Annotated in this window: 13 protein-coding genes and 2 pseudogenes; 3 read left to right on the forward strand and 12 right to left on the reverse strand. The window is 66.3% G+C overall.

The window, feature by feature from the left end:
• The first annotated feature begins 9 nt into the window (after nucleotides 1-9).
• On the forward strand, nucleotides 10-825 hold the full coding sequence (locus ABD993_RS32795) for a crotonase/enoyl-CoA hydratase family protein (protein WP_345426926.1): 816 nt from the start codon (nucleotides 10-12) through the stop codon (nucleotides 823-825).
• Nucleotides 826-1,166: 341 nt separating this feature from the next.
• On the opposite strand, the pseudogene ABD993_RS32800 reads toward ABD993_RS32795, so the two are convergent.
• The 11 genes and pseudogenes from ABD993_RS32800 to ABD993_RS32850 form a co-directional block, all read right to left on the reverse strand.
• Nucleotides 1,167-1,970: pseudogene (locus ABD993_RS32800) on the reverse strand (IS3 family transposase); the annotation flags it as partial.
• A gap of 307 nt (nucleotides 1,971-2,277) precedes the next feature.
• Entirely contained in the window at nucleotides 2,278-2,529 is a 252-nt protein-coding gene (locus ABD993_RS32805) for a P-loop NTPase family protein (protein ID WP_345426927.1), read from the reverse strand.
• Nucleotides 2,529-3,230 (reverse strand): Mu transposase domain-containing protein, encoded by a 702-nt coding sequence (locus tag ABD993_RS32810; RefSeq protein ID WP_345426928.1) that lies wholly within the window; start codon nucleotides 3,228-3,230, stop codon nucleotides 2,529-2,531. Before ABD993_RS32810 ends, ABD993_RS32805 begins: the two co-directional genes overlap by 1 nt.
• Before the next feature lie 205 nt (nucleotides 3,231-3,435).
• The gene (locus ABD993_RS32815) at nucleotides 3,436-4,341 is read right to left on the reverse strand and encodes an alpha/beta hydrolase (RefSeq protein ID WP_345426929.1); all 906 of its coding nucleotides are present in this window, start codon (nucleotides 4,339-4,341) and stop codon (nucleotides 3,436-3,438) included.
• Between the two features lie 462 nt (nucleotides 4,342-4,803).
• Nucleotides 4,804-6,054 (reverse strand): NAD(P)/FAD-dependent oxidoreductase, encoded by a 1,251-nt coding sequence (locus ABD993_RS32820; RefSeq protein ID WP_345426930.1) that lies wholly within the window; start codon nucleotides 6,052-6,054, stop codon nucleotides 4,804-4,806.
• A gap of 46 nt (nucleotides 6,055-6,100) precedes the next feature.
• Nucleotides 6,101-6,427, reverse strand: a complete 327-nt coding sequence (locus ABD993_RS32825; RefSeq protein WP_345426931.1) for a 2Fe-2S iron-sulfur cluster-binding protein — start codon at nucleotides 6,425-6,427, stop codon at nucleotides 6,101-6,103.
• A gap of 80 nt (nucleotides 6,428-6,507) precedes the next feature.
• The gene (locus ABD993_RS32830) at nucleotides 6,508-7,755 is read right to left on the reverse strand and encodes a cytochrome P450 (RefSeq protein ID WP_345426933.1); all 1,248 of its coding nucleotides are present in this window, start codon (nucleotides 7,753-7,755) and stop codon (nucleotides 6,508-6,510) included.
• A 252-nt stretch (nucleotides 7,756-8,007) separates the two neighbouring features.
• Entirely contained in the window at nucleotides 8,008-9,279 is a 1,272-nt protein-coding gene (locus ABD993_RS32835) for a cytochrome P450 (RefSeq protein WP_345426935.1), read from the reverse strand.
• Between the two features lie 815 nt (nucleotides 9,280-10,094).
• Nucleotides 10,095-11,315 carry an acyl-CoA dehydrogenase family protein gene (locus ABD993_RS32840; RefSeq protein WP_345426937.1) on the reverse strand — a complete coding sequence of 407 codons (1,221 nt, stop codon included), beginning with the start codon at nucleotides 11,313-11,315 and terminating at the stop codon, nucleotides 10,095-10,097.
• A 62-nt stretch (nucleotides 11,316-11,377) separates the two neighbouring features.
• Complete coding sequence (locus ABD993_RS32845) at nucleotides 11,378-12,181, reverse strand: enoyl-CoA hydratase/isomerase family protein (protein ID WP_345426939.1); 804 nt, start codon at nucleotides 12,179-12,181, stop codon at nucleotides 11,378-11,380.
• Between the two features lie 291 nt (nucleotides 12,182-12,472).
• Complete coding sequence (locus ABD993_RS32850; protein ID WP_345426941.1) at nucleotides 12,473-14,893, reverse strand: CaiB/BaiF CoA-transferase family protein; 2,421 nt, start codon at nucleotides 14,891-14,893, stop codon at nucleotides 12,473-12,475.
• A 229-nt stretch (nucleotides 14,894-15,122) separates the two neighbouring features.
• Here ABD993_RS32850 and ABD993_RS32855 point away from each other — a divergent pair, with 229 nt between their 5' ends.
• Complete coding sequence (locus tag ABD993_RS32855) at nucleotides 15,123-16,241, forward strand: acyl-CoA dehydrogenase family protein (protein WP_345426943.1); 1,119 nt, start codon at nucleotides 15,123-15,125, stop codon at nucleotides 16,239-16,241.
• A gap of 31 nt (nucleotides 16,242-16,272) precedes the next feature.
• Nucleotides 16,273-17,541, forward strand: a complete 1,269-nt coding sequence (locus ABD993_RS32860) for an acyl-CoA dehydrogenase family protein (protein WP_345426945.1) — start codon at nucleotides 16,273-16,275, stop codon at nucleotides 17,539-17,541.
• Between the two features lie 840 nt (nucleotides 17,542-18,381).
• On the opposite strand, the pseudogene ABD993_RS32865 reads toward ABD993_RS32860, so the two are convergent.
• A pseudogene (locus ABD993_RS32865) lies at nucleotides 18,382-19,227 on the reverse strand (IS256 family transposase); the annotation flags it as partial.

Here is a 19,227-nt window from a genome sequence, read left to right on the forward strand (position 1 = left end):
GGACCGAAGTTGAACTCTCAGACCGAGTCCAGTTCAGAGCGGGTACTGCTCGAGGAGCGACGCGGACAGAACGTCATCCTCACCCTGAATCGGCCCCGCGCGCTGAACGCGGTCAACGCGGCACTCTCCGGAGCCATGGGTAGCGCGCTCGAGCGGGCGGCAGATGATCCGGAGATCCGGGTCGTCATCGTCACCGGCGCAGGAGACAGGTCGTTCTGTGCCGGGGTAGACCTTAAGGCGGCGGCGCGCGGGGAGCCGACCCACGCGTCGCAGGACGAGTTCGACAAGTGGCACTTCGCGGGATTCGTCAAGCACGTGATCAGCAAGCCCGTCATTGCAGCGGTCAACGGCTTCGCCCTCGGCGGAGGAACCGAGATGGCCCTGGCCAGCGACCTGGTGGTGGCTGCCGATTCGGCCACGTTCGGGCTCCCCGAGGTCAAGCGCGGGCTCCTCGCCGGCGCCGGCGGCGCATTCCGGTTGCCGCAGCATCTTCCCAAGAAGATCGCCATGGAGCTACTCCTCACCGGTGACGTGCTGACCGCGAAGAGGGCACTCGAACTCGGCCTGGTCAACCGCGTGGTCCCGCGAGACCAACTTATCGATGCAGCCCTCGAACTCGCCGACCGAATAAGCCTCAACTCGCCACTCGCGGTCCAGGCGACCAAGCGGATCGCCCTGGGTATCGACGGGGACGAGATCCCCTCCGAGGCGGCGAGCTGGGAACGGTCCGGGCGTGAGTTCGCGAACATCAGGAGAACTGCCGACTACCGCGAAGGACCGCGGGCGTTCGCTGAGAAGCGTCAGCCGGAGTGGCAGGGCCGCTAGTGAGATGCACCCCTGAACCACCGTACTGAAGCTACGTGCTCGTCTGCCAGTCCGCCCGAGGCTCTTGACGGCGGCCCCCTGCACGGAGAGCGCGGGATCGTCGACGGTTGTCAACGGCGACTGAGTCTGGGCCCCCTGGCGACAGCCGAAACGGACCCCTCTTCCCGCGGTCAGTCGTTCGGCCTTGATGGCTGCGGGAACGCGTTCCTTGAGACGGTAGCTGTCGCCCGTAAGTTACCTCGGTGTGGCGGACGAGGCGGTCGATCATGGCGGCGGCGACGACGTTGTCTCCGAACATCTGGGACTGCCCAGGGTCTGGTTGACCCGTCTGGGGTAGGTGGTCAGGCCGCGTGAGCGGCTGGCTGTAGGAGTGTCTCGAACTCGACGGGGGTGAGCCTGCCGAGGGTGTCTTGGCGTCGTCGGCGGTGGTAGGTGGTTTCGATCCAGGACACGATCGCGAGTCGGAGCTCGGTGCGGGTAGTCCAGCGCCGTCGGTTGAGGACGTTGTTCTGCAGCAGGCTGAAGAACGACTCCATGGCGGCGTTGTCTGCGCAGGTCCCGACCCGTCCCATCGAGCCCCGGAGCTGGGCTTCCCGGAGAACCCGCTGGTAGGCGTGTGATCGGAACTGGCTGCCTCTGTCGGAGTGCACGATCGCCGTCGCGTCCGGGGCGCGGAGGGTGATGGCGTTGCGCAGCGCGTGGACGGCGAGTTGCGAGGTCATGCGGTCGTCGATGGAGTAGCCCACGATCCGCTTGGAGCAGGCGTCCTTGACCGCGCAGAGATAGAGCTTGCCCTCGCGGGTGGAGTGCTCGGTGATGTCGGTGAACCACAACAGGTTCGGGGCATGCGCGGTGAACTCGCGGCCGACGAGATCGTCGTGCACCGGAGGCCCTGGCCGGCGCTGCGAGCCGCGTCTGCGGGCGTGGACCGACCAGAGCTGCTGGAGCGTGCAGAGCCGGTTCACGCGGTTGCGCGACGCTTTCCAGCCCGCGCCGGTGAGCTCGTCGGTGATGAAGCGGTACCCGAACTCGGGGTCGTCGTGGTGCACATCGACGGCGGCGTTGATCAGGTGCGCGTCGTCGTAGTCGCGGTCGGAGACGGGTCTGGCCCGCCACTTGTAGAAGGCCTGCTTGCTAAAGCCCAGGGCTGCGAGCCACTTCGGCGGCGGACCGGTCGCCCTCGCGGGCGACAGCGATCACGTCGCGGCGGAACTCCTTCGGGAACGGCTTGGGCACGATGACGATCCCTCCAGCGAGGAGCGCGTCCTCACAGGTCTGAAGTCAACCGAACCCTGGGCCTCCCCCTCGCTCCCGCGGCCGAAGGGCATGTAGGGGTGACGATCAGGCTAGCGCGCTCGTAGCCAGACGAGACGAGCTGGAAGAACAGCTACGCCGCTTCGGCCTCGAACGGGATGTAGCCCGACCTTGGTGGTCTGAGTCGGACTCCTCCATCTACTTCCGCGCCGGGAACCGCGCCGCCCAGATCCGGCCCTCGCCGCCGTGGGCCTCGCGGGCGGCGACCTCACGCTGCAGACAGGCCGCCAGGAACTCCTCATGGGTCCAGCCCTCGGAGCGGGCCCGCTCGGCCAACCGCTCCACCGCCGCCCCCAACGACGGCGCCTTGAGCGCCCGGGTCAGGAACGCGATCTCCGATGCGACGTTGCGCCCGCCGGGACTCGTCATCGTGCCGGTCTTGGCCGCCATCAGGCCGACATCTTCTCGCCCAGCCCGTCTGATGATTCGTCGAGGCCGAGGATGCGGTCATAGTCGGCGAGCGCGCGCTGTTCGACCTCGAGACCACGCGGCGAGCTCGACCGCTGGAACTGTTCGGATCGGGCGGCGCGCATGGCCGCGGCGGCCGCGTGGGCGGGGTCGGTCAGGGTCTGGTGCCGCGCCCAGCAGCGGCGGTGGCGGGCGACGCGGCGCCCGTCCCAGGACACCAGCACGTAGTCGAGGTCGGCGGTGACGGTGACCCGGCGTCCGACCGCGCAGGGTTGGACGGTGTAGTCGTTGGCGTCGAGGCGGACGTAGTGATCGCGCGGCAGCCACGGCGAGTGCGCCCAGCCGACCAGCGCCCAGAGGTGGCAGGACGAGCATGTGGCCGTGATCGGCCGCCCACCGGTCGACCGGGCGACACCCGAGTCTGCGGTGTTGGCGGGTGTTCGCCCGGGCCAGCCAGACCCCGAGCTGGGCGTTGAAATCCGCCGGTGAGGCGAAGTGGCGCCCGGGCAGGAACGAGGTCTCCAGATAGCGGTTGCCGCGCTCGACCAGGCCTGTGGCCTCAGGTCGCCGGGCTTGCACTGAACCACCCGGATGCCGAGTGCGCCGCGGAAGCTGTTCCTCGCATCGGTCAGCTGCGGGCGCCCGCCGCGCCACGAGCCGATCGCGGACTCGTTGTCCCACACCAGCCCCCGAGTACTAACCCAGTCATGTGCGGTGCCGACTCGACAGCGAACGACTCCATCAGCCCGACAAGACCAGCCTTGGCGGCACTTCAATGGGCAGTGTTGCCGATGCCGGAGATACCAGCGGCCGACCTGGTCAGGATGATGGAGCCGCCCTCTCCTCGCTCCAGCATCACGGGAACGTGGCACGGCGGTGGGCAATGGATCAGGCTGGGGTTGCTGCCACTCGTCCCGCCCAGTCGGCAATAGCCTGCAGGGCCTCGTCCGCCTCCGGAAGATTCCCAGCGAAGAGCTGGAACACGTGGGGAACGACGTCGAACTCCTGATAGGAGACGTTAACACCCGCTTCCTCGGCACGACGGGCGATGAGTCTGGCGTCGTCGACGAGGACCTCCGCCGCGCTCGCCTGGACAATCAATGGCGGGAGTCCGGCGAAGTCCCCTGCGAACGCGGGCGATACTCGAGGATTTTCGTAGTCGCCGGTCGGGCAGTAGTTCTGCCGCAGCGGGACCATCATCGGATGCGAGCACATCACGTCCGATGTCGCGTTCGAGTCGTATGACCCCGACGTGAGTCGGAAGTCTGCCCAAGGCGACATGAAGATGCCACCAGCCAACCGGACGCCGTCGCGGGCCTGGTCCATCAACGTCGTGAGGGCAAGCGCAGCGCCGCCGCTATCGCCGCTCAGGAAGAGCTGCTCCGTCGGCACACCCTGCTCTACGAGCCACCGGAAGGCGGCCGCGGTGTCGTCCAGTCCGGCTGGGAACGGGTTCTCGGGCGCCAGTCGGTAGTCGAGGTTGTAGACGGTCATCCCACTGCGCGCCGCCAGATGCGCGGCGAGGCGGGTGTGCGATTCCGGCGATCCCAGGGACAGCCCCCCACCGTGCAGATGAAGAATGACGCCACTGCCAACCTGCTCAGGAATGTGGGCCAGTGCCCGCCGCCCGCCCATGTCGATCTGTTCGACCTTCACATCGGTGCGCTCGGCTCCGAAGTTCCCCATTCCTTCCCCGCCGGCGCGAAGATCCTCAATGGTCGGGTTCTGGTCGGTCATGCTCGCCGTCCAGGCCCGCAGTTCTGCGTCGAGCTTCTCTGCAGCCGCACTGGCCATCTCTGACTCTCCTTGTCATTCTGGGGCTGGGGCTGGGGCTGGGGCCGGGTCGACGGGCCCCGTTCGTCACTCTGCACAGCTGATACGCCCTCGCGATGGACTGCGAATCATGGGCGTCCCGACACGGCACCGCTAGTAGGGTCTATTTCGAGCGATCGCTAGGCACGCATGTTAACCTCATCACGCATGGAGCCGTCAACACCAACAAGTCAGGGGCCGATCGTCCTCCTCCGTGGAGGGACAGCACCTCTGCCCGGCACTTCAAGACGACAGCCAAGTGACTTGAAGCGGGCAATCGACTGAGGCCACAACGCCGTCTCCACGCTGCGCTCCATGGACCCGAAGGGGCGTGCTCGTACGACACAGATCAGGTGATCAGGAGCCGAAGCAGCCGTCTGCGTTCGGAGCCGCGTGTGCCCGTCCCCCCGAGCTACACCTACAGGCGTCGACCCCCGAAGCAGGTCACCGGGACGACGAGGGCGCCCTGGGGAGCAGGTCCCTGAGCGGAGCGGCGGCGTCTGCCAACTTGTCGGGATCGACGACAACCCTCTGATGAACCAACTTCTTCGCGATAGCGAAGTCCCGCGGACTAGAGACGATCTCTGCCGCGCAGACCTCGTTATAGCGGAGATAGAAGACCGCAAAACTACGCTTACGATCAGGATCCCGGCGCACGACCACGACGTCGCTCGGAGCCGCCAGGCCGACGACTTGGAGCTTCATGTCATACTGATCGGACCAGAACCACGGCACCGCCTCATATGGCTCGGTAACGCTGGTGAGTGTGCGTGCCACGGCGCGCGCCTGCTCCGTGCAGTTCGGGATGGATTCGAGTCGCCTGGTGTCCCCGGAGTCGCGGCACGGATAGCGTGCGACATCGCCGATGGCGAAGATCGATACATCGCTGGTACGCAACGCGGAATCGACCAATACACCATCACTGACGTCTAGACCTGCTGCCTGCGCCAGGTCGGTGTTCGGCCGGAGGCCGATGCCGATGAGACAGACGTCTGTCTGGATGGTGGAGCCGTCGTCAAGCACCACTCCCGTCACGTTCCGATCCGCACCGACTTCGAAGCTGCTGACCGAAGAACCCGTGCGGACAACGACGCCTTCCTCGTCGTGAACTTGAGCGAAGAAGGCAGAGGTGACGGGCGAAGTCACGCGCGCAAGCAAGCGCTCCTCTCGTTCCACCAGCGTCACCTCGACACCGAGGCCCCTTGCAACGGCAGCCACTTCGAGCCCGATGTATCCACCCCCGACCACGGTCAGCCGAGCACCGGGTACGAGGTGTTTACGCAGGGCATCTGCGTGTTCGGCGACCCGCAGATAGAAGACATTCGAGGCGTGGTCCAGGGCCGCGTCGGGGTAGGTGCGCGGCAAACCGCCGGTGGCGAGAACGAGGACGTCGTAGCCCACGTCTCGACCGTCATCGAGGATCACGTGCTTGTGATCACGGTCGATGGCCACGACACGCACACCGCGCTCGAACTCGATGTCGAAGCGCCGGTACGTCTCTTCAGGTCGGATGAGCAGCTCGGATCGCGGCTTCCCTCCTAGGAGGTAGGACTTCGACAATGGATGACGCGAGTACGGATAGGAATCCTCGCTGCCGACCATAGTGATCCGACCGGCATAAGACAGCTCGCGCAGGCTGGCCGCCAGGTCGCCGCCCGCTTGCCCGGCGCCCACGATCACGACGTGGTCGACCACCCCCACAGTGTCCAGAGCCTGGTGCTTGTCGGCAGTCGGCATCCGTTCACTGGCTCTCGGGAACGTGTAGCACGATGCCATCGGTCTCGGCCGTGCACGGAACCTGACAGCTCAGCCGGCTGAACTCGGTGGGCTCCTCGGACGTGGCCTCGAGCATGTCCCTTTCGTCAGCGCCGGCCGGCGCCAACCGGTCGAACCAGTCCGGATCGACGAACACATGACACGTGGCGCAGGAAAGGTCGCCGCCACATTCTCCGACGATGCCACCTACCAAGTTGTCTGTAGCAGCATGCATCGCCGAGGTACCGACGAGCACCTCGACCTCTGTCCGATGACCGCCCCTGACGAAGACGACCTTCGACTTTCCGCTCATTTGTGACTTCCTAGGATGATCAGTAAACGCCTGCAAACTCTTGAGAAACCGATGATCACCACCGCAATGAATCGACCGGATCAGCCGACTGCCACGGAAACCGGTAGCGCAGTGAGGGAGTTCACTACTCCGCTCGCCCCACGCACTGCTTGGCCCTCCATACTGAGGGTGACCTTGCGTGCAAGCAACTCCTCAAGCAGGATGCGAATCTCCAGCTTGGCGAGCACATGCCCGATGCACCGGTGAGGACCGGCCCCGAAAACCATTCCTGCGCCCCCGGTGCCGGCAGCCGGCTTGGGGTCCACCCGGAACGGGTCGAACTCGTTCGGACGCGGGAAGGCACTAGGGTCGCGGTTCGCAGCCGAGAACACGACCTGCAGTACATCGTTTTGCTTGACGGCCTGACCGCCGATTTCGGTATCACGGGTGGCGACACGCGCGAACCTCATGGCAGGAGTGATGTATCGCAGGAATTCATCGACCAGTGCCCCTGCCTTGCCCTCCTCGAGCGCGCGGGCCGCGGTAGATCGAATAGCCGGATCCGTCGCCAGGAGGTGTGCAACATGCGCAATTGTCGTGTGGGTGGTCTCGAACCCGGCGATGAGCAGCGACACTGCGTATAACTGGTACTCGGGGAGATCGATCTCCCCATTCTCAAGCGATTGCGCGAGGACGGTAGTCATGTCATCTGCCGGATTCAGCAGCTTTTCCTTCCCCAACTGGGTCAGGTACTCGCCAACCTTCATGCACTGTTCGACGAAGGTCGCACCGCCATCGTCGAGGGACTGGCTTTTGAAGATCTCGATCGTCGCGTCGACAATGTATGTGCGGCGGTCGAGGGGGACGCCGAGTACCTGGGCGATGACCCGGGACGGGATGAACCGAGCGACCTCGAGAACCCAGTCGAAACGCTCTCGTCGAAGTGCATCGTCAAGGGTCTGCACGACCACCTCACGAATCCACGACTCGAAGTTGGCTACAACGCGAGGACCGAAGGACTTCGCAGCTGCTCGACGCACGCGACTGTGCTCGGGCGGATCCTGGTGCACGATCTGCATACTCAGCGGCCCGTCACCCGTCGGATTCAGCAACGGGTACACCGAACCGAACCGTGAGCTGAACCGCTCTGGGTCCTGTAGCACCTCGGCCACGTCATCATACCGAGTGACCAACCAGAAGCCCCCGGTCAGAGTGCCATAGTCGGCGGGTTGCCACACAAGCCCGGGCAGCGCACGCAGCCTGTCATAGACGTCGTACGGAACACCTGCCCTGAAGGTCTCCGGATCGCCGAGATCAGGTACGTCGCTCAACTCCGTCGTAATGGTCACCGCAGTCTCCTTTTCGGTTCACGTGGATGGACTCCCCGCCTCGTTAGGCCCCCGCTAGCGCGGTGACCCTTTCCGTGATCCGTTGATCAGCCTGATCACGAGGTTGATAGTTGTCCTGCGCCCGCTGGGCCAGGGCGACCAACTGCTCGTTCGACCCAGAAGCCGTGAGCCGCCTGTCCTAGGCGACGGCCGAACAGCGGCTGCGCATCGCTCACGCTCGGAGCCCAAACGCGATAGCTGGCGCCGCTCTTCTCATCGTGCGGCCGCACGACGGTTCTGCATCCCATTAATACGCATGGGAGCCTTGAGGAAGAGGCTGATGAAGGAGAGGTCCGAGTTCCGAACGAGGTTCTCGGGGTCGATCGAGTAGGCTTCGACCCGCTCCAATACGCCGCGGATGTCCGCTGCCACGATGGCCTGAGCCAACGACGCGCCCAAGCAAGAGTGGATGCCGCCACCGAACCCCAGGTGCTGCGACGCGGGCCGCGCCATGTCGAACTCCCCGGGATTGTCGTACAGGGCCGGATCCAAGTTGGCCGAGGGGATGAGCGCAAAGATGCGATCTCCCTTGCGGATCTTCGTCCCGCCGAGATCGACATCCCGCCTGGCGGTTCGCGCCACCCCCATAGCCACGTTGAAGTAGCGCAGCCCCTCACGGATAAAAGCCGGGATCTTGCTCGGGTCCGCACGGAGCTCGGCCTGCTGGTCGGGCCGGTCGGCGAGGAACGTGAGCGTGTGCGCAGTGAAGGCCGCGGTGGTGTCAGCCGCGCCGAAGATCACGTTCATACACATGCCCTGGATCTCGTCGTCGGTGAACGTCCCGTCCTTGGCTTGCGCCAGGGCCGAGATGACGTCGTCTCGCGGCTCGGTTCGACGCGCGCGCACGACCTCGCCGAGATAAGCCCAGCCCTCCTTGTACGTCGTGACCACGGGATCGTTGCCCGCGCCGGACATAGCCTCGTCAGCTCGCTTCAGGGAGAACACGGCGCGGAAGAACGGTGCCGGGTCTTCGAGACCGAAGCCCATGTGGTCGTTGACGATGCCCGCTGTGATGGGGGCGGCCAGGTCGTAGACGATGTCGAACTCGCCCTGCTTCAGGACCCGATCGAGGACGCGGTCCACCGTCGCCTTGATCAGCGGAGCCAACTCGGCTACTCGCCGCCTGCTGAAGTGCGGGTTCAACGCGGCCCGCGCGGTGTCGTGGCGCTGCCCGTCGAAGAAGTTGAACAGAGTCGTGTCGGGGGCCAGGAACGCAGCACCCCTGGGGGCTGGGATGAGGGTTCCACCCTCGCGCGCGCCGTCGATCGTCTCGACCGTGAACGTCTCGGAGTCCTTCAGCACCTCACGGACATGCACATAGTCGGTGGCGATCCAGAATCCGCCATAGGCGTCACTCCATACGACGGGGCCGGCCTTGCGCAGGTCCTCGAACATCTCACGATGTCCTTCGGCGTACTCCCTCGAGTGGTGATCAAAGGGGCAGACCAGCCGACCATCTGCGTTCGCGGCGATCTCCAGGCTCACGTCCCAGCTTCCTTTCCTATGACGACCGCGGGCAGGCCGACAACCGGCGCTCGAAACCTGCGTCAACGGCGGATGTAGCGCGATCTTTCGATGAGTCACGGTTCACCGCAAGACATGAACCCGAGAGCGGTTTGGACCCGTTCGCCGCGGAACCGCGCCCGCAGGGGCGTCATGGGCCGCAGTCATGAGTCCCCCGATTGTCGAGCGCATCGCGTATCGCGAAGCCACGGTTCGTTGACTCAAGTGTCCGAGTGACCGCAGCCACTGTCAAGCTCTAGCGCTCGATAGGTTGCTACCGCGGAGGGTTCTGTCCGCCGTCACATCGCCCCCTGGGACCCGAGGTCTCCACCCGCCCCTCGCGCCTGCCCGGCCGCGATGTCATCTACAAGGGTCACGCTCGAGAACTGGCTCGGCAGACCGTCGAGGTCGGGTCGGCTCGCCGGCCCCGAGGAGACGATGCCAGCCAGCGCCGAAGCCTCACGCATGATGGCCGGTCGCGGATTGGGGGTCCCTCCCTCGAGCGGAGATCAGCGCAGATGGGTGCTTTGCGGCATGGACGGCATCGACGACGTCTGCTCGGATCACGGGTTCTGCCACCGCCGAAGGATGGGATCGGATCCCACGAAGGAGCGCCCCGAGCCGTTGAGCCGACGCCTGCGGCGCACCGCGATGATCGCCCGCCCTCAGCCCGCCGCGGCCAGTTTCCTAGCTGTTGCACATTGACCGAGCGATGATCTTCCCCACTAGAACCCCGAACAGGGCGAGGGCGCCGTAGCTCGACGCCATCAGCGCCCGACCGGTGCGAGCTCAGCGGGTCAGGACCCGGGCGCCGACTCGACCCGGGCCGCCTCAAGCAGATGCGGGGCGATCTTGCCAGACTGGTGCGGGCTGAGCGCGAGGTGGTTGACCGCGACTGAGGTATCGGCGTTGAGACGTGCGATCACGCCGCCATCGGGGATGGCCTCGGATCCGGCCCACACCGACACCGTCGATACAATCTCTCTTAGCACTCGGTGCAGGTGCAAGTCCGCCTGCTCGACCCGGGCGGAGTGCACCTCGGTCACGGTCCCCTCCTCCGCCGCGGCCCAGATCTCCCGGTAGGCCTGGAACACCAGGGCTCGCGCCGCTCGGTACTCCGCGTCCACCCGGATGAACTCGTGCTGGAAGACGGGGTGCTCATCGAGGGACGCGATGTCCCCGCGGCGCCGCCCCTTCGCGATCTTGGCGATCTCTTCGATCGCACGCTTCGCCACGCCCAGAGCTACACCGGTGTGGTGCATGTGCACGAGAGGAAAGAAGCCCGTTGCGAAGATCGCACCGGAAGGCCTCTCACCGGGGGCGTTGGAGAGCCACTTGGACTCGAGGACATGTTCCTTGACCCGGTAGTGACCAGAGCCGGAACCCCTCAGGCCAGCAGCCTGCCAGTTGTTCAGCCACTCGATGTTCTCGGGGTCCATGTAGGCGTTTACTACGACAGGGTTCCCGGCTTCGTCGAGCACGTTGTCGCCGTTCTCGTCGAGCAGGTACAGCGCGCTCGCCACCCGGTCGACGCGCTGCGTGCCGGAGCCGAACGGCATCGGCTCGGACTGCACGAGGTAGCCGCCGTCGACAGGCTTGGCGGTGCCGGGGATCTTTCCGAAGGCGAAACCGCAGGCGGTACCGCCGCCGTCGGACCCCACCAACTCACGGTAGCTGTCTGCAGGTAGCAGAATCCCCGGAAAGAGGGTGCCGATGATGTGGATGCCGAAGACCCAACCCGCAGAAGCGTCCTGGCGGGAGACCTCCTCGGCGACCCGAAGGTAGCTCACGTTGTCCAAACCCTCGCCACCGTGGTGGCTCGGCTGGAGTAGCCGGTACAGGCCCGCCTGCCTCCACGCCTGGACGAGCTTCGTCGTGACGACGGTGTCCTCGTCCCCCTGCCGGCGCTCGGACTCGACCAGGGGGGCCAGCGAACGGGCGACCTCGACCCACTTCTGCGCGACGTCGGGCGCCGCCTGCGTCGTGGTCTGCTGCGGGGCGTCGATGATGGTCGTCATGATGGTGTGACCTCCGTTGGTCGGGATGGTGGTCGAGCGGACCGATGCCGGCGTCCTGGGCCTCATTGGCCCTTGTAGACGCCAGGGCGTTTCTCCAGGAAGGCAGTCGTCGCCTCGACGACGTCATCGGTGGCCATGGTCATGGCCTCGAGCTGAAGGCTCAGTTCTAGGACTTCCCCGGCGCGCTGCCCGAGGAGCCGGTTGAGAGCACGCTTGGTTCCCTGGACGGCGAGGGGCGGCAGCGCCGCGATCTTGTCGGCAAGCACACGCGCCCGGGGTAGGACGTCTTCAGGGCTGTCGACCAGGTCGGTGACCAGGCCGAAGGCGTAGCCGTCCTCCGCCGTGATCGGATCGCCGGTCAACAGGTATCGCTTGGCGCGCAGAATGCCGGCCGACAGAGGCCACACTACGGCGCCTCCGTCCCCCGCGACGACGCCGATCCGCACATGCGGATCGGCCAGTCGGGCCCCTCGCCAGGCGACGACGACGTCCGTGGCGAACGCGACGTTGGCACCCAGACCCATCGCGGCTCCCTGGATGGCGGTGACGATCGGGATCGGAAACGACAGCAACTCGGACATGAGCGCGAGCCCCATGTCCACCGCCCGCTTGCGAGCGGCGAAATCAGAGGCCATCGCCAAGACCGTCCCCACGTCTCCTCCGGCGGAGAACGCCTTGCCCTCTGCGGCCAGGATGATCACCCGCACACCGTCGTCGGCGCGGCGGAGGAACTTCAGCGCCTCGACGAACTCCGCCTCCTGCGGTTCGTCGAACCTGTTCATCTCGTCGGGACGAGTGAAGGTGACCGTCACGACCCCGCCATCGCGCGTGATCCGCAGCGTCTTCAGAGCATCGCCGTAGTCCATCTACAGAGCCTCCTTTGCCGTGTCGGTCACTCGTCGGGCGGAAGAGGCCCCCGGGCAACGAGGCGACATGCGCTCGGCCGTATCGGCCCGGGGCATGAGTACGCGGCTCCAGCGTCCTGCCCGACGGTCGGACACGCCGGGATCGTCCGAACCCACGAACATCAACAATGGCATCGGCGCGTTCGCAATCTTCCTAGCGATCGATAGATTCATCGTGCCGCTCGCAGGGGTTCTCCGTCAAGGCCGAGTCCGGGCCCCTTGAGCCGGTGGGTCTGCATGAATGCCCAACCCCTATCGCTTGACATCAGCCATCTGCAGAACGCCCTCGCCCAACAGCCGATCGATCTCGGCCCTACTCATCCCGAGGAGCTCGGAGCAGATCGTGGCGGTGTCCTGCCCCATGTCCGGGGACGGCCGCACCGGAGCACTCTGGATACGGCGAGCGAGGAACGGGCGCCGGACCGTGTTCAGCGGTTCGGCGAAGCCGGGCTGGTCCTGAAGCGCAACGTAGTCCCGCGCGATGAGCTGAGGGTCGGCGAGCAGCTCGGGCGACCGCTTCATGACTCCAGCCGGCACCCCGCGGGACTGCAGGAGTCTCATGATCGAGTCGGCTTCGCGGCCCTTGCTCCAGTCCCGGACGTGGCGGTCCAGGGACTCCCGGTTGGCGAGCCGAGAACGCACGTCGGCGAACTCGTCGGCCGCGGACCACATGGGGTTGCCCAACGCCGCACAGAAGTTGGTCCAGTCGGTGTCGTCGCGGACACAGATCACGCACCACTCGTCGTCACCTGCACACTCGTACACACCCCAGGGGGCACCCTGGGGGGACGACGTCAGTCCCAGGGAGTCCCGGACGAACTCCTCCGACAGGTGGTTCAGCACGACCTCTGCCTGCGACACCCGGATGTCTGCGCCCCTCCCGGTGGCCCGGCCGCGGATCACCGCGGAGAGGATGGCCAAACCGGCCATCCGGGCGGCGGCGTGGTCGGGGTAGACGGTCGTGGTGTCGCCGAAGCCACCCGGGTCGTCCGGATAGTGCCATAGGTGAGTCAGCCCGGAGGCGCTACGGACGGCGGGCCCGTAGGCCAGCCAGGACGCCCACGCCCCGGTGTCGCCGAAACCGCTGGACGACATCCACACGATCTTCGGGTTGACGGCGGACAACTCGTCGTAGCCCAGACCCAGGCGTTCGAGCGTGCCGGGCTTGAAATTGGAGACCACGACGTCGGCCGAGGCGACGAGACCCTTCACCAGATCGCGTCCAGCCTCGGTCCGGGTGTCGACGCCGAAGCTCCGGCGGCCGCGGTTGCCCAGAGCGAAGTTCTTGGCGATCAGCGAGCCCGGTTCGCTGCCACCGCGGTACTTGTCGGGGAAGGCAGCGTTCTCGATCTTGATGACGTCTGCACCCAGGTCAGCGAAGAGCCGACCGACCTCGGCGCCGAAGACGATGCTTCCGAAGTCGATGACCCGCAGACCGGACAGAGGCACCGATGTCGCCCGACCCGAGGCGTCGTCCGCCGGCTCGGACGCTGGCGACTCAGCCGCAGAGGGGGTCGGGAGGTCGGACAGTACAGCGTTGTGCTCCCCCGCTTCGGGAGCACGCCGCCGGTAGCCGATGCGCTCTCGGTCGATCTCGAGGAACCCCGATGGGATGACCGCCCGGACCCCGGACCGGATCTCGGCGTCGACGAAGGCACCACGCTGCACGAAGTGCTCCTGCGCGGCCACCTCCGCCGGGCTCAGTACGGGGGCGATCGGAACGCCCCGCTTCTGACCCTCCACAGCCAGTTCGGCCTTGGTCTTGTCACGGAAGAGCTGCACGTAGGCCCGCTCCAGTGCCTCCTGCTCGCGGTCACGACCCAGGATGGTCTGGTACTTGGGATCCGCGAACTCGCTCGGCTCACCGAGCCAGCCGTACATGGCTCGCCACTGGCCGGGAGCCAGGACCAGGCAGCGCACGTAGCCGTCGACGCATGGGTAGATCGGATAAGGCTTCGATCGCGGCCTACTCCATTCGGAGCTATAAGGATCCGCCGGCGTCTGAACCTGTTTAGTCCCGGCCGTCGCCGTCCCGGCGGTACCGAACGGCGGATCCACGACCTCGATCGTTGCCTCGAAGACGGAGAAGTCGATGAGGTCGCCGCGCCCCGACTCCAGCCGGTCGTAATACGCGACCAGGGCAGCCCACGCGGCCTGCGCAGCACTCGACTGGTAGGCCAGGTCGAAGGGGATCAGACAGGGCTCACGCGGCCAGAACCCCGACCGGCCCAGCTGGGAGCCCAGGGCGAGGTGCACGGCGTCCGTGCCCACGAAGTCCTTGTACGGGCCGGTGCGCCCGAAGTCGCTGACCGCGAGGACGACGAGGTGCGGGAGTCGGCGGTGCACCTCCTCCGGATCCAGCGCCTGCCCACCACCGCGCCGATCCGCGTAGATCAAGACGTCAGCAACCTCGAGCAGGCGCCATAACTGTTCGGACCCGCTCGCATCGGACGGATCCAGAACGACGCCCGACTTGTTGAAGTTCTCGATGAGGTAACGGACGCCTGCCTCGTCGACACCGGACGTGCGCTCGGCGCCGCCTGCGGCCTCGACCTTGATGACGTCGGCTCCGAAATCGGCCAGAAGGCGCCCCGTCATGTCCAGGAACCCATCGGTCATCTCGACGACGCGAACGCCCGCGAGCGGGAGACGACGATCGGACGTGCTGGTCATGAGCGAACTCCATCCACGAGACAAGACTGTGGCAGCGATGGGCATCAGACGCGGATGACAGAACACCCCAACGTGCCGTCAGTCACCCTAGCTGAGCGACGTAACGAGCGATAGCTCTGTCCCTAGCGATCGCTCGCTTGACCCCCCCGAGAGGCGCACCTACCCTCCAGAGGCGTTCTAGTCGCGGGCTCGACGGTCGCGCTCCCGGATGAGCGCCTCAGGAGGAATCATGGTGTCGGTCTTCAGCGAGGAACACGAAAGCCTCCGGTCGTCCCTGCGGGCCTTCTTCGCCAACCGGTCACCGGAGTCCGAGGTGCGCCGTCTCATGGACACCGACGAGGGGTACGACCGCGACGTCTGGCGGCAGATCGCGTCGGAGCTGGGCCTCCAGGGCCTGATCGTGCCGGAGGAGCACGGCGGCGCCGGATACACCTGGGTCGAACTGGGCGTCGTCCTGGAGGAGATGGGCCGGGCGTTGTTCTGCGCGCCCTACTTCTCCACCGTGGTCCTCGCCGCTTCATGTCTGCTGCAGAGCGGAGACCAGGCCGCGCAGAAGGAGTACCTCGCGGGCATCGCCACGGGCGACGTCGTGGGCACGCTCGCGTTCGTCGAGTCCTCTGGTCGCTGGGACGAGGCCGGCATCGAGATGGCGGCTTCGGCGAACGGGGACACGTATCGCCTGACCGGAGAGAAGATCTTCGTACTCGACGGCCACGTCGCCGACCTCATCGTCGTGGCGGCTCGCACCGGCGACTCAGTCTCCCTCTTCACGGTAGACAGGGGTGCGCCCGGGCTGAACGCGCGCCTGACCGAGACGCTGGACCAGACGCGCAAGGTCGCCGTCGTCGCGTTCGAGAACACCCCTGCTCGGCTGCTCGGAGCGGAAGGCGCCGGCTGGACGACCCTGAGCAAGGTCTTCGACCTCGCCGTCGTCGCGCTGGCCGCTGAGCAGGTGGGTGGCGCTCAAGCGGCCCTCGACATGGCTGTGGAGTACTCCAAGACCAGGATCCAGTTCGGCCAGCCGATCGGCGCGTTCCAGGCGCTGAAGCACATGCTCGCCGACGTCATGCTCGAGGTGGAGTCCGCCAGGTCGGCCATGCATGTGGGTCTCGCGGCGGCCAGCGGGCATGAGGGCGCGGAGCTCTCCGCCGTCGCTCCGCTGGTGAAGGCCTACTGCTCGGACGCCTTCGAGCTCGCCTCCCATCAGAACATCCAGGTGCACGGCGGGATGGGCTTCACCTGGGAGATGCCTGCCCATCTCTACTTCAAGCGGGCCAAGTCGATGGCTGTGTTCCTCGGAGACTCGACCCACCACCGTGAGCGGCTGGCGTCTTGCCTCGGCATCTGAACCGGTCCGACCACGCAGAGGAGCGTTGATCATGGCCATCGACATGACCCCCGACATCACCCCCGACCGGCTTGCCCTTCAGGTGCGCGAGTGGCTCGCCACGAACTGGCGGGGTGTCGACGATCGTGAGTGGCGAGAGAAAGTCGTTCTTGCCGGCTGGGCGGCGCCGACGTTCGCGGAGAACGCCTACGGCCTCGGCCTCAGCAAGAGCCTGGCGCAGGTCGTCAGCGCCGAGTTCACCGCGGTCGGAGCGCCGCGATCCTGCCAGGACCTCGGCCCCGGCGTCGTTGACGGATGGGTCCGGATGATCGGCATGGCGGTCGCGCGGTACGGGCGCCCGGAGCTGCGGGCGGAGTTCGTACGGGATCTCCTCGTCGGCGACGCCGACGGCGGACTGGCGCTCTACAGCGAACCGAACGCAGGCTCGGACCTGGCCGGACTGCAGACGCGAGCCGTACTCGACGGCGACCACTGGATCGTCAACGGCCAGAAGGTCTGGTCCTCGGGGCCGCTCAATTCGACGTGGGGGGCGTTGCTCGCGCGGACCGACGAGGACGTGCCGAAGCACCAGGGCATCACCTTCTTCATCGTGCCCCTGCAGCAGCCGGGCGTCGAGGTCCGCCCGATCAAGCAGATCACCGGGGACTCCGAGTTCAACGAAGTCTTCATGACCGACGTGCGCGTGCCCGCCGGGAACGTGGTCGGCGAGGTCAACGACGGATGGCGGATCCTCCAGATCGTGCTCGCCGCCGAGCGCGAGTGGCTGGGCGAGTACCTCGAGTCCATCGGCCGCCCGAAGGAGGCCGCCGGGGAGGACGGCCGCACCCTTGCACCCATCGCCGACGGTGCGGCAGACCTCGTTCGAGCTGCACGCCGTGCCGGTAGAACCGATGACTCCGCAATCCGCCAGACCATTGCCCAACTGCACACATGGCGGTTGGTCCACCAGTGGACGACCGAGCGCCTGTCATCGGCGAGTGACAGTGCCCAGAGCCAGGTCGCAGCGGCAGCCCTCGGCAAGCTCGCCAGTTCCCGCATCCTGCACTCCGTGGGCCGGTTCAAAGCCCAGATGCTCGGCCCCCAGGCCATGCTGTACGGCCCAGACAACCGCACCGGCGACGACGTCAACCGCGAGATGATGAACGCCTTCACCAACTCGGTAGGCGGCGGTACGGACCAGATCCAACGCAACATCATCAGTGAGCGACTGCTAGGCATGCCGAGAGGACACACCCCCGACCGCGGCGTGCCCTTCCGCGACATCAGGAAGGGCACGGCCCAGCGGAACATCTCGAGCTGAGTCACGCCCGGTGCCGTCAGCCACTTCCGGGAACCGGACCTTCTGCGTAGCAATGGCATCTGGAGGGTGACGCGTGGAGGACCGACGCCGACATACTCGCGCGATCGTCCATCTCGACGAGCGTCCCCCGGGCGGTTTCTGCTCGGTGTTGGTGGCGGCCATCGGAAGGCCTTCGGGGTTACCGACGTCAGGCCGTTTATTATATCCCGCGCTACCTTCACCGCCTCGTCGCCCACGAGGTGCCGGGCGAGCGCAGGATCGTAGCCGTTTAGGGTGAACGCATGGTGTCGCGCTGCGGCCAGGAGCTTGAGGACACATTCTTCACTCGTGATTTCCGCCCACACGGGCCGGGCCCGTGAGATCCTTGCGCTGGCCGTCAATCCGGCGGCCGAGCAGACTATACTGGATCGTGACTCGGAGACCGCGCGATTCATCGGTCGCCCGGTGGTCGCGGAGTCATATCCATGGCTCGCCGACTATCGGAACACTTTGCAGGCTCAGCTGCAGCGATGAGCAGATGGACCAAGTGGATGCATGCCCTCTTGAGTCTTCAGCAGGGGCCCGGTGCTTCCGATCGGGCTCATAGGTAGAGCACTCCCCCGACGCCGCGGCATCCGACGGTCACTAGCAAAAGGGGACGGCATCGCGCACACCGCGAGGTCAGCGTCCTTCCACCCGGCGCCCTCCTGGGTGCCACCGGTGGCGGGAACGGGGGTCTTTGCGTGCTTGTTCACCGCCCACACCTTTCTCGCTGGTGCTTTTTAGTGATCTTGGTCGGACTTGCTCACCGGATTTCCCCACTCGGCGGTGGTGGTCAGGATAGGGGTCGGCGGGAGAGTGTCAGCTGAACGGTGGAACCGGCGTCGGTGATGGCCAGTCACCGTTGCCGGGGACGATACGGCCGGCGAAGGTGATCGCGAAGGCGTTCAGGGCGGGTTTTCACCGCATCGCCCACCTCGCCCGCCCTTTCCCAGTCGGGTCACGCGAGCGGGTGGCCAGAAAGAGACACTTCAGCGCTGCTTGTTCGGTCGGGAAGTGCCCGCGGGCTTTGACGGCCCGCCGGTAGCGGGCGTTGAGGGACTCGATGGCGTTGGTGGAGCAGATGACCTGGCGGATCTCCACGTCGTAGTCGAGGAAGGGACACGAACTCCGACCACGCGTTGCGCCAGAGCGCGATGATCGCCGGATAGGTCCCGCCCCAGGTGTCGGTGAACTCGTCGAACCGGGCCAGGGCGGCGGCCTCGGTCGGCGCGGTGTAGACCGGCCGCAGGTCTTCTGGCCATCTGTTCCCAGGAGCGGCGGCTCGCGAAGCGGAACGTGTTGCGGATCAGTTTCAGCACACAGGTCTGCACCACCGACTGGGGCCAGGCGGTGGTGATCACCTCGGGCAGGCCCTTGAGCCCGTCGCAGACGGCGATGCACACGTCGGCGACGCCGCGGTTCTTGACCTCGGTGAGCACCTGAAGCCAGAACTCTGCACCCTCCCCGCCCTCGCCGGCCCAGATCCCGAGGATGTCGCGGTGCCCGTCGACGGTGACCCCGATGACCACGTAGAAGGGCCGGTTGGTGACCCGGCCGTCGCGGACCTTGACATAGAGGGCGTCGATGAAGATCACCGGGTAGACGGGGCGGATTCCATCGGTCGTTGCGAATCTCCAGGATGGGAGATTCGAATGCCGCGGTTCG

Origin of the sequence: Pseudonocardia xishanensis (genome assembly GCF_039541715.1) — a bacterium.
Taxonomy (GTDB): domain Bacteria; phylum Actinomycetota; class Actinomycetes; order Mycobacteriales; family Pseudonocardiaceae; genus Pseudonocardia; species Pseudonocardia xishanensis.